General features: G+C 53.7%; 6 protein-coding genes. 4 read left to right on the forward strand and 2 right to left on the reverse strand.

Translation table 11 applies throughout. The features are described 5' to 3' along the window. Positions 1–63: 63 nt before the first annotated feature. Positions 64–2520 carry a bifunctional aspartate kinase/homoserine dehydrogenase I gene (gene thrA / locus ACYVC2_RS29305; RefSeq protein ID WP_461108695.1) on the reverse strand — a complete coding sequence of 819 codons (2457 nt, stop codon included), beginning with the start codon at positions 2518–2520 and terminating at the stop codon, positions 64–66. A 275-nt stretch (positions 2521–2795) separates the two neighbouring features. Further along, positions 2796–3290, reverse strand: a complete 495-nt coding sequence (locus ACYVC2_RS29310) for a DUF4126 family protein (RefSeq protein ID WP_461108697.1) — start codon at positions 3288–3290, stop codon at positions 2796–2798. Between the two features lie 941 nt (positions 3291–4231). On the opposite strand from ACYVC2_RS29310, the gene ACYVC2_RS29315 reads away from it, so the two are divergent. The 4 genes from ACYVC2_RS29315 to ACYVC2_RS29330 all read left to right on the forward strand — a co-directional run bounded on the left by ACYVC2_RS29315 (position 4232) and on the right by ACYVC2_RS29330 (position 12210). Beyond that, the gene (locus ACYVC2_RS29315) at positions 4232–5587 is read left to right on the forward strand and encodes a neutral/alkaline non-lysosomal ceramidase N-terminal domain-containing protein (RefSeq protein WP_461108699.1); all 1356 of its coding nucleotides are present in this window, start codon (positions 4232–4234) and stop codon (positions 5585–5587) included. Positions 5588–5703: 116 nt separating this feature from the next. Beyond that, positions 5704–8283, forward strand: a complete 2580-nt coding sequence (locus ACYVC2_RS29320) for a glycoside hydrolase family 9 protein (RefSeq protein ID WP_461108701.1) — start codon at positions 5704–5706, stop codon at positions 8281–8283. An 86-nt stretch (positions 8284–8369) separates the two neighbouring features. Further along, a complete protein-coding gene (locus ACYVC2_RS29325; protein ID WP_461108703.1) occupies positions 8370–8663 on the forward strand; it encodes a hypothetical protein in 294 nt (97 codons plus the stop codon). A gap of 118 nt (positions 8664–8781) precedes the next feature. Continuing rightward, positions 8782–12210, forward strand: coding sequence for an ATP-binding protein (locus ACYVC2_RS29330; protein ID WP_461108705.1), 3429 nt, complete (start codon positions 8782–8784; stop codon positions 12208–12210). The last annotated feature ends 15 nt before the right edge of the window (positions 12211–12225 follow it).

Here is a 12225-nt window from a genome sequence, read left to right on the forward strand (position 1 = left end):
AATGGCAAATTGTCGTTCACGAAGTTACGATTTTTCAGCGGTTTTCCGGTAAATCTCTAGCATTTACGCCAGGTAACTCCCGATGCTGACCACATCCGCAAACACACCCGAGGCCGTCACTTCGGCTCCCGCACCCGGCCCTTTCACCACCAGCGGTCGGTCTTTATAGCGCTCGGTAGTAAACGAGACGATGTTATCGGCCCCGGTAAGCTGATAGAAGGGGTGTTCTGGCCCTACGGGTCGCAGGCCAATGATGGCTTTGTTGTTCTCGAAGCTAGCCACGAACCGCAGTTTTTCGCCCTTCGTTTCGGCGGATTTCAGCAGATCTTCGAAGTAATCGTTATTACGCTCCAACTCGTCGAAAAAGGCGGGGATAGTTGGAGCCGCCAGGCACGATTCGGGCAATAAGGTTTCAATGGTCACATCTTCCGGTTCTAGGGCAAAACCGGCCTCACGCGCCAGAATCAGGATCTTACGCGCTACGTCCTGGCCGCTCAGATCGTCGCGTGGGTCGGGTTCGGTATAGCCTTTTTCCTTCGCTTCCCGGACCACATCGGCAAAGGAAATACCCGGCCGGAACGTATTGAAAATAAACGACAACGTCCCCGACAGAATCGCTTCGATTTTCAGAAACCGGTCACCGGCCGTCATCAACCCCTGTACGGTATTGATGATCGGTAGACCGGCGCCGACGTTGGTTTCGTACAGAAATTTCACTCCCCGGTTCAGGGCCGTTCGCTGCAAACGCCGGTATTCGCTGTAGGGACCGGAGTTAGCTACTTTATTGGGCGTTACCACCGAAATGTTGGCGTCGAGCAGCGACTCATAAAATTGAACGATGTCTTTGTCCGAGGTACAGTCGATAAAGACCGAGTTAGGCAGGTTGTAATCTTTTATTTTTTCGACAAAAGCGGGCAGCGACGTCGTAACGCCCTCGGTCAGCAGGCGTTCGCGCCAGCCGTCGAGCGAAATGCCCTGCAGATCGAGCAGCATCTTCTTGGTGTTGGTCATCCCCACCACGCATACTTTCAGCAACTTCTCCGAACGCAGAAATTCCGACTGGTCGAAAATCTGCTTCAGCAGGGTTTTACCGATCAGGCCCGTACCGACCAGATACAGGTTCAGTACGCGCGCTTCGGACTGGAAGAAAATGTTGTGCAACGCATTGAGCGCCTTCGACAGGTTGTTTTTGTTGATCACCACCGAGATATTGATCTCCGACGACCCCTGCGCGACAGCCACGATATTGACCCCGTTTTTGCCCAGCACCGAAAAAAGTTTTCCGGCAATACCGGAGCTTTTCTTCATGCCCTCCCCCACGGTGGCAATAACCGACAGGTCGCGTTCGATGACGATGTTGTCGATATGACCGTGTTCGATTTCAACGGCAAACTCCGCGTCCAGAATCGCTTTCACGTTTTCAGCGCCCCGCGGGTCGATGGCAAAACAGATGGAGTGCTCCGAAGAGGCCTGCGAAATCAGAATGACGCTGATTTTGTGAGCCGCCAGCACCCCGAACAATTTGGCCGATACCCCCGCTACGCCGATCATTCCCGATCCCTGCACGTTGACGAGGGCAATGTCGTCGATGCTGGATATACCCGTAATCGTATACTGACGCCGGTCGGCTGTACGGCTAACCACCGTACCGTTATGGGTCGGATTAAATGTGTTCAGCACCCGAATCGGAATATTACGGGCAAAAGCCGGTTGCAGACTGGGCGGGTAAATCACTTTAGCCCCAAAATGGCTTAGCTCCATCGCTTCGGCGTAGGTGATCGTCGGAATGTTGAACGCGTTCGGCACCTTGCGCGGATCGGCCGTCATCATGCCGTCCACGTCGGTCCAGATGTCGATCACTTCGGCATTCAGCGCAGCCCCAATGATGGAAGCCGTGTAGTCGGATCCACCGCGCCCGAGGGTAGTGGTTTCGTTTTTTTCGGTCGAGCCGATGAAGCCCGTTATCATCTGCAAATCCGACGTTTTAGCGAAATACTCCTGAATGAGCTGATTAGTCAGGGTATAGTTTACTTCGGCCTGCCCGAACTGCGCGTCTGTTTTGATCAGTTTTCGGGCGTCGCAGAACTGCGCCGGAATTCCCCGACTTTTTACGCACTCGGTAATGACGGTTGTCGACAGGCGTTCGCCAAAGCTGGTAATCAGGTCGTGGGTCCGGAGCGTCAGCTCTCGGATCAGCGACACCCCCCGTAACAAATCTTCCAGTTCGTTGACAATTCCCCGAATGTGAGCAAAAACTTTACTTTGCTCCTTAACTGGAATCAGGGCTTTGACGACGTTGAAATGGCGGTCCTCGATCCGCCGAATCAATTCCATGTAATCGGTTTCGCCGGTGGTAGCCATCCGCCCGATTTCGATCAGTTGGTTGGTAACACCGCCCATAGCCGAAAACACGACGGCTATCTGATTGCCATTTCCACGGTGATTTTCAATGATTTGAATAACTTGCTTGATGCTCTCCACAGAGCCGACCGACGTGCCGCCGAACTTAAGAACCTGCATTGGTAATACGCGAATGAGTGAATGAGCGAGCGAGTGAACCGGCAGCATAAGCTCCTGCTGATGAGTTCATCCAATCGTCCTTTATAAAGTTGAGGAAGCGTAGAGAACCACAAAGATAAGACAATGCGCGCACCTGTTTCGTCAAATTACCGGATTCATTCGTCGTCAAGAGTATTCCCGGGTGTTTCCGACCCGGTCTGTTGAGCAGGCGGTGTATACAGGCGGTGCCACAGCTCTAAACCGTGGCACCGCCTGTATACACCGCCTGCATCTTTTTATTCATTCACTACTTCCGACGGACTTTCGTTGATCAATTGCCAGCCTGTGCCGATGGCAATGGCATCTTCGGCCAGTGCTACCAGCAAATCCGGCAAATCCTGTTCGTGAGTCAGCCAGCGACGCAGGTAGAAGAAGGCAAATGAACCAGCAGTGGCTCCTAAGGCTCCGATGAGGGCCCCGTACGCAACGGGTTGTCCGTCAGCTTCCGTCAGGGCTCCGCCCACCAGCGCCCCCGAAGCAATGCGTCCCCAGATTTGCGGCTGAGCGATGCGGTCGGGCGCACCGGGTATTTTATCACCAATCAACTCGCCCCCGGCCATGATGGCCAGCGCAGTTGCCACTTTTGGGGATGTGAGAAAATGAAGTTTTGAATCGGTAAGCGGCTCAGGTTTTGTCTGCGACAGTTTGTAGCTGACCAGCGCCGGGGCGGTCATACTACGCATGCCTGCCACGATGCCCATCTGAAAGGCTTTAAGCGCGGTTTGAATCATGATTTCTTTCGTTGAGTGTAGCGGTTGAACCCTACGTTTGAGCATTTGTTCACAAGCGTTTTACCGGCTGTCTGCTTTTGTCAGCGACAAAATGAGCCATTACCCTGTTGAACCGTTCTTCTGCCCGCAATCGAGCCGTTGATTTTACAATTAACGATAGGTTAAAGGCAATTGAAAGCAGTCTGGCACTCATGACCGAAAAACCGATCCACCTTTGCGCCTATTCACATAAGCCCGATCTCTATGATTCATATTCTGGCATAGATTCACATTGACGATTACGCCAAATTCACCATTGCTTTTACAATGCAGGGAGCAAAAGCCTGATACCGGCACGGTTGTCGGCGGACACAAGTGTACTCATCGACCGAACCTAACCAATTGGTTCTACTCTTCGACTGGTCGTCGAGGGCTGATTTCGAGAGTTTTCTAACTGGTCCCGTTGGTAGGGAAACGATGAGAGCCAGTGGTACGATGGGCCCGCCCTTTTCCACATTTATTTGCAAAATTGCGGAACTACCCGCCTGATGCGGAGCCGTCTTAAGCTTGAATATAAGCGCGGCAGTAATTACTTTTTCCTTTATACGTTATTTTAAAAGTCCCATTTTATATAAATTCGAGACTTTTTTGTATATTATTCAAAAAAATTGCAAACATTGTTAAAAAAAAGAAATCCAGACTCAGCGGTTTTTCGTAAATGTGTCGAACTGGACAAAGTCGGACGGTTCAATAAAATTGTATAAGCTACTGATCAGCGATTCGGCATTGGCAACGACCAGACCGTTTCCGGTAAAAAACATATTGAAGATCTAATAGGGAGGCCGGGAAACCGGCAGGGTGATGTGGAAGGCATCGGGGATTTTCTCCGGTGCCTTTTTGCTTTTCCGTACCACCGTTTTTTTGTTGCTTGCGTGTAAATCCGCTCTTACGGCGTCGTTCCTATGAAATTCCTGCGTATTTTTTTGAAAGTGCTGTTAGGCCTCGTGGTATTCATCCTTCTGTTCCTGGCCGTCAGCCTGGCGCCGGTCGATGAAACGCCGTATCAGCAGATGCCCTATTACCAGCAAACGAAACAACGACTGGCTCAGCTTCCGGCTCCTCCGGTAGCCAAAACACCCATACAAGCCGGTTGGGCCAAAGCGAATATAACCCCAGCCTATACAACTCCAACCGGCGGCTACGGCGCCCGACGCGGCAAGCACTGGCACGTGATCAGCGACTCTATTTTTGCCCGTGCGATTGTGCTCGACAACGGTAGTACGAAAGTAGCGATGGTCGGTCTGGATGTCCTGATTACGCCCCCGACGGTTGTGGAAGCGCTCAAAAAACGCCTGCCCGAAGTGGGACTGCGCTGGGAGAATATGTACATGGGCGCTATTCATTCGCACAACACCATCGGTGGCTGGGCGCCGGGGCTAGTTGGTCAGTTGATTGCTGGCGGTTACGACGAAAAAATCGTAACCCTGATTACCGACGGCGTACTGACAGCCATTCGGAACGCTCAGACCAATATGGCCCCGGCAACGGTCGGTTTTGGGCAGGTCGACGCAACCGATCACATCTACAACCGCATTGGTTTTTCGGGTCCAACGGGCCCGCTCGACGGCATGATCCGGCTGCTGAAGCTGCAAAAAAAATCGGGTGAATCGGCGCTGCTGTGCACGTTTGCCGGCCACGCAACTCTCTTCGAAGACAGCATGTGGAATTACCTCAGCCGCGACTATCCGGGTTCGCTGGTGGATCGGCTGGAGAAGAAGTCGGCCGACTTTGCGGTATTTATGGCCGGAGCCGTTGGCAGTACTGGTCCCGAAGCGCGCGGCAAAACCGACTTTCAGGAAATTCGAAACTACGCGGGCGATCTGGCCCTTCGCATCGAGCGCACCGTGCCGGGCATGTCGTTTAAGTCCGATAGTACGCTGGAAATTCTGACTCTGCCGATGGCTTTGCGCGAACCCCATCCGCGCGTAATTGGCAACTGGCGCGTTCGGCCGTGGCTGTTCTACGCCATTTACGGCGACTACCCCTCCGACCTGAAAGCCCTGCGCATCGGCAAAACCGTTCTGCTCGGCACACCCTGCGATTTTTCGGGCGAACTCTCGGCGGAATTACAACCGGTAGCGGCTAAAAAAGGCGTTAACCTGATGGTTACCAGTTTCGATGGCGGCTATATTGGCTATGTTACTCCGGATAAATATTACAACCGCCAGACCTACGAAACCCGTGACATGAACTGGTTTGGCCCTTACAACGGCGCTTATTTTGAGGAAATGATGGTAGGGTTGCTGAATAAGTTATAACCGAATCCAGAACCTTCAAAATAGCCACAATCTAAGAAGCTTATAGTGAAGCGATTATAGCAAGCTCCCATTTAGTTATTAACCGGTTTTCTGCCCCCTAACTGCACGTTAAAAAAATGTTCATTCGCTCGGCGCTATTTATCGCCCTCCTTATTAGCCTATTGGCTATCGACTTTCCCGACGAGCCATCGGCCGTTATTCGCGTAAATCTGCTTGGGTATCGACCTGGGTTTCCGAAGGTAGCCGTTTGGGGAAGTCTGACCGATCGAACGCTGGCTGACTTTCAACTCGTCGATGAGCAGACAGACCAGGTCGTTCAGCAATTACATACGGGAAAGAAATTTGGGACGTATGGACCGTTCCGGCAAACCTACCGGCTCGATTTCTCGGCTTATCGCAAACCGGGCCGCTATTACCTGCGGACGGCCGACGGAACGCGCTCACCAACGTTTCGCCTTGGTGACGATGTCTACGACGGGGCAGCTGATTTTTGCCTGCGCTACATGCGTCAGCAGCGGAGTGGTTATAATCCGTTTCTGAAAGATTCCTGCCATACGCACGACGGCTACACAATGTACGGACCTATGCCCGACAGCACCCACATCGATGTCTCGGGTGGCTGGCACGATGCTACGGATTATTTGCAGTACGTGACGACTTCGGCCAACGCCACGTACCATCTGCTGGCCGCTTTCCGTGACTTTCCCGGCGTATTCGAAGATCACCACCAGGCCAACGGACTGGATGGTACCAACGGTCGGCCCGACGTGCTCGACGAAGCCCGATGGGGCCTCGACTGGCTTCTAAAAATGCACCCCAAAGACGACTGGCTCTTTAATCAGCTCGCCGACGACCGCGACCATACCGGTTTCCGGCTGCCGAAAGAAGACCCGTTCTACGGCAAGGGTTTCGAGCGACCCGTTTATTTTGCGACGGGTCAGCCGCAGGGGTTATTTAAGTACAAAAACCGGGCGACGGGCGTAGCCTCCACGGCCGGAAAAGTGAGCAGTGCACTCTCGCTGGGCTATCAACTGCTTCGCAAACAACCCGTTGACAAGGCCGAGCAGCGGTACACCGATTTGCTTCAGAAGCGTTCCCGGACGGCTTATCAGCTCGGTTTGGCAAAGCCGGGAAACTGCCAGACGGCTCCAGGTCGGGCCCCTTATTTCTACGAAGAAGATAATTACACCGACGACATGGAGCTGGCTACGGTCGAGCAGTTGAACGGCCTAAAAGCAAGTGGCGATCAGGCTGGAACCTGGCTGAAAACGGCCTTCGATTTCGCCCGCGCGGAACCCGTGACGCCCTGGATACGGAACGATACAGCCCGGCACTACCAGTGGTACCCGTTCGTCAACGTCGGTCATGCCGAGCTGGCGAAAAAGCTGACGGGTACTCGTCGGGCAATGGTTACCGATTTTTATAAATCCGGCATCGAAACCATCTGGGCGCGCGCCCGGCAAAATGCGTTTTACCGGGGCGTGCCGTTTGTCTGGTGCAGCAATAACCTGACGACTTCCTTTGCAACCCAGTGCTTCTGGTACCGCCAGCTCACGAACGATACGCACTACCTGGCCTTTGAGCAGGCGAATTTTGACTGGCTGTTTGGCTGCAATCCCTGGGGAACCAGTTTCGTGTATGGGCTTCCGGCCAACGCCGACACACCCACTGACCCGCACTCGTCGTTCACGCATTTGCGCAACTATCCAATCGATGGAGCGCTGGTCGATGGGCCCATTCGCGGGATTATTTACGGAAAGTTACTGGGTATCGACCTGCACCGCCCAGATGCTTATGCGGCTTTTCAAAGCGATGTAGCCGTGTATCATGATGACTACGGCGACTACAGCACCAACGAACCGACCATGGATGGCACTGCTACGCTCATTTATTTACTGGCCGCCAAACAGGCTGAAAAACCGCTGGCCTCCCCAAAAGCCACTAGCCCTAAAAAATCGACTGATCCGGTCAGAAAAGCCGGCCAGCCAGCGGCTTCCGGAGCGCACGCAACTTATCTGAAAGGAGCCAAAATCAGGGGAGATACGACGGCTCGGCGGCTGGCGCTTGTATTTACGGGCGATGAATTTGCCGACGGTGGTCCGGTTATCGCCCGAACGTTGCGAAAGCATGGGGTTCGGGCTTCGTTTTTTCTGACCGGACGATTTCTGCGAAATCCCGCCTTTTCGTCGCTGATTTACCAGCTGGTTCAGGATGGACATTACCTTGGTCCGCACTCCGACCAGCATTTGTTGTATTGCGACTGGACGAAGCGCGATAGCCTGCTTGTCAGTCATGAGCAGTTTCTGATCGATCTACAGGCTAACTATGCAGCGTTGAGCCGATTCGACCGAGCGAAAAAAAAACGGCTGTTTTTACCTCCCTACGAGTGGTATAACGACAGCATTGCCTCCTGGACCAAAGCAGCAGGAAGCCAGCTTATCAATTATACGCCGGGTACGTTGAGCCATGCCGACTACACCACACCTACCGACCGGAATTACCGCAGCAGCGCTACCATCCTGGCTTCCATACAGGCTTACCAGCAGAAGCACCCGGCCGGTCTGAACGGTTTTATTTTATTGATGCACCTCGGTACCGCACCTGCCCGTACCGATAAACTCTATGACCATCTGGACAATTTTCTGACCGATCTGCGCAAAAAAACGTATCAGCTTGTCCGGGTCGACGCGTTGTAAAACTTAATACGGCGAAGTTAGTTGATGTAGGGGCGCTATATCCGGCTCAATCGGTACGGGTGCTTACTCAACAAACGATCACTTCTATGCGTCTGATTATTATTTGCTTCGCGCTGAGTCTATCCGGCTCGATTTGTTACGGCCAGTCCGATTCGACGAAAACGGTTAAACAGCCCGTTGAAAAACAGGTCGCTATTCCTGGCGTCGACACCCCCGTTTCTGGCGGAGGGATGACCGCGCAGGAACCTCTGAATGGCGACACCGCTCCCTTAACCAACCCAAAGAAACGCAAGGGAAAGACCCAGCCACCGAGCGATCCGCGCTCTTTTGGGGTTTCGATACCGGTTGGCAAAACCAAAAAGGACACTCTCAGGCAATAATGAAGACGTACTCCTTAAAAAACGGGGCTGATAGTGTCAGCCCCGTTTTTTAAGCCGTCGCATTACTGTTTACAATCTCTAATGAAGGTTGTACATTGCTGTAATAAATAGTAGCTGAATGAGTCAGGCCATAACTGAAATCGAATCATCGGAACAATTTTTAGCGGGAGGAGGAGAAATGGGGAAACTGATCCGGTCGATGGACTGGTCGACAACACCCCTGGGCTCTATATCTACCTGGCCCCAAAGCCTGCGAACTTCCGTCAGTTTATGCCTTTCCTCAACCTTTCCGATCCTGATTGCCTGGGGCCCCGAAACCATCCAGATTTATAACGACAGCTACCGGCCGATCTGCGGAGCTAAGCACCCGGAATCGATGGGCCAGAATTTCCGGATTTGCTGGGAAACGGCACTACCCGTCGTTGGCGACGCTTTTTCGCGGGGCCAGCAGGGCGAAGGAACGTACATAAAAGACCAGCGGATGTTTCTGGATCGATATGGCTACCTGGAAGAAGCCTTTATGACCTTTTCCTTTGCACCGATCCGCGATGAGTCGGGGGAAGTGGGAGGCATTTTTCACCCCATTACGGAAACAACCGATAAGATGCTGAGCGCTCGTCGGACGCAGGTTCTGCGGGATGCAGCCGCGTTGACCAGCCAGGCGAAGACCAACGCGGAGATTTACGCCAGCCTGAAAAATGGTCAGGTCGATTTTGCCCTTGATCTACCCTACCTCCTGTTTTACGAGCTGGATGAAGAAAGTCAGCACGCGCGGCTGGTCGACACGGCCGGGCTGGCGGTGGCTCATCCCCTGCCGGCCGGTCTGGAGGAGTTGAATGTGACCACAACCGATTGGTTAACGGATCTGACGCAAACCCAGGTTATCGACGATTTAGCGCATCGGGTAGGTCAGCTCGTCGGTGGACCTTATCCGGATTCACCCCATACAGCGGTTCGACTGCCCATTTTTCTTTCAACCAAAGAACAGCCGATCGGTTTTCTGCTGGCGGGTGTAAGTCCACACCGAGCGCTCGATTCGGATTACCTGACGTTTTATGCCCTACTGGCGAATACCATCAATACTGCTTTCTCCAACGTCTATGCCTATCAGGAGGAGCAGAAGCGAGCCGAAGCGCTGGCGGCTATCGACCAAACTAAAACGGCATTTTTCAGTAACATCAGCCACGAATTCCGGACGCCACTGACGCTGATGCTGGGCCCACTGGAAGAACTGCTCCACGACACCACGATTCAGCATTCAACCTATAAAGAACCGCTGGAAGCTACCCACCGCAACGCCCTGAGGCTCCTGAAGCTGGTGAATAACCTGCTCGATTTCAGCCGGATTGAAGCCAACCGCATGAAAGCCAGCTTTCGGCCAGTCGATCTGGTAAGTTTAACCACCGATCTGGCCAGCAGTTTCCGGTCATTGATCGAGGGAGCCGGTTTGCAGTTTGCCGTAACGTGCCAGCCCCTACCAGCCGGGGTGTACGCCGACCCGGAAATGTGGGAAAAAATCGTGCTCAACCTGCTTTCCAATGCGTTTAAATACACCTTGCAGGGCAGCGTTCGGGTCGAATTGACCGCAGAAGGGGAGTCGGCGGTTCTGCGCGTTTCCGATACCGGCATTGGCATTCCAGATCGGGAAATCCCGCACATGTTCGAGCGGTTTCACCGAGTTGCACAGGCAGGCGGCCGAACCTACGAAGGCAGTGGCATCGGCCTTTCGCTGGTTCATGAACTGGTGCGTTTACACATGGGCACGATCAGCGTAACAAGCCAGGAAGGCGAAGGCAGCACCTTTACCGTCCGCTTGCCGCTGGGAAAAACCCATCTGCCGGCCAGCCAGATAATCGAAGAGGGGTATCAGAACGAAATGAGCCGGTTGGCCGATTCGTTTCTTAAAGAAGCAGGAACGATACAGGCCGACCCAAAACAACCATCCGCGCCTGACGAATTCGTGGCCGACCCGGCGACGAGCATTTTGATCGTGGACGACAACGCCGACATGCGCGCCTATCTGGCCCGGCTGCTGGAATCTCACTTTACCGTACATACAGCCCTGAACGGAGCTGATGCACTCGAACAACTCACGCGCCATAGTCCGCAGCTTATCCTGAGCGACATTATGATGCCGGTTATGGACGGGAAGGAACTCCTGCATCGGCTAAAGCGAAACCCCGCTACCGCGCATATCCCGCTAATCTTTCTGTCGGCTCGGGCTGGTCAGGAAGCCCGGATCGACGGGCTTGAAGCCGGTGCGGACGACTATCTGGTGAAACCATTTTCGGGGCAGGAGCTGCTCACCAAGGTGCGAGCACAAATTACCCTGAACCAGTCACGCCGGCAGGGCGAAACCCGCCTGCGCAGTCTGGTTCAGCAGGCTCCGGTGGCTATGTTACTGGTCAAAGGAGACGATCTGGTTATCGAGCTGATCAATCAGGCTATGCTTTCACTCCTCCACCGGGAGGCAGATGTGCTGGGAAAGCCCTTACTGGAAGCGCTTCCGGAACTCAAAGATCAGGCATTTGTCGATCGTTGCCTGAGAGTCTATCAAACCGGCCTTCCGGATCAGGGTTGGACCGTACCCATACCTCTGCAGCGGGGGAACACCATGGAAACAGGCTATTTCAATATTCTGCTGACCCCTTATTATGAAGGCGACAAACGGGTGGGTGTGCTGGAGGTATGTACCGAAGTGACGGAACTGGTTCAGGCAAGCCAGGCGCTGGCCGATAGTGAGTCACGTTATCGCCAGTTGTCCGCCGAGTTGGATGAACAGGTGCAGCAGCGTACTGAGCAGCTACAGCTTTCGGTGTATGATCTGCAGCGATCGAACGAAAATCTGCAACAGTTCGCTTACATCGCTTCGCACGATTTGCAGGAACCCCTGCGTAAAATTCAGTCCTTCGGCGATTTGCTTCGGGATAAGTACGCAGACCGATTGGGAGAAGGAAGTCAGCATCTGGAACGGATGCAGACAGCTGCCAGCCGCATGTCGACCCTGATCAGGGATTTACTGAGTTTTTCGCGCATTTCCACGCGCCAGGCATCGACGGAACTGATCGCACTGCCCGACCTTATCGAAGACGTGCTGGTCGATCTGGAAATAACGATTGGCGAGGCTGGCGCTACGGTTCAGGTGGCCCCCTTACCAACGATCATGGGCGATCGCTCACAGCTGAGCCAGCTTTTTCAGAACCTGCTTTCGAACGCCCTGAAATTTCACAAACCCGGGATAGCCCCGCTAATTACCATACAGGAACACACTGTAGCAGCCACCGATCTGCCACCTGCCGTCAAACCAAGCCGGCTTGCTGCCCTGTATCATCGCATCGACGTGTCGGACAATGGCATCGGTTTCGATGAGAAGTATGTAGACCGCATTTTCCAGGTATTTCAGCGCCTGCACGGCCGGAATCAGTATCCGGGTACGGGAATTGGCCTGGCTATCTGCGCTAAAGTTGTCACGAATCATGGGGGTTCCCTCATTGCTACCAGCCGCCCGGGCGAAGGGGCTACGTTCAGCGTATACCTGCCGCAGTAAGGACGGTGGCCATCG

This window comes from Spirosoma koreense (assembly GCF_054777875.1).

Bases quoted from the DNA above. Each gene is read 5' to 3' on its own strand.
- ACYVC2_RS29325 (WP_461108703.1), top strand. From the start codon at position 8,370: ATGCGTCTGATTATTATTTGCTTCGCGCTGAGTCTATCCGGCTCGATT.
- ACYVC2_RS29320 (WP_461108701.1), top strand. From the start codon at position 5,704: ATGTTCATTCGCTCGGCGCTATTTATCGCCCTCCTTATTAGCCTATTG.
- ACYVC2_RS29330 (WP_461108705.1), top strand. From the start codon at position 8,782: ATGAGTCAGGCCATAACTGAAATCGAATCATCGGAACAATTTTTAGCG.
- ACYVC2_RS29310 (WP_461108697.1), bottom strand. From the start codon at position 3,290: ATGATTCAAACCGCGCTTAAAGCCTTTCAGATGGGCATCGTGGCAGGC.
- thrA (WP_461108695.1), bottom strand. From the start codon at position 2,520: ATGCAGGTTCTTAAGTTCGGCGGCACGTCGGTCGGCTCTGTGGAGAGC.
- ACYVC2_RS29315 (WP_461108699.1), top strand. From the start codon at position 4,232: ATGAAATTCCTGCGTATTTTTTTGAAAGTGCTGTTAGGCCTCGTGGTA.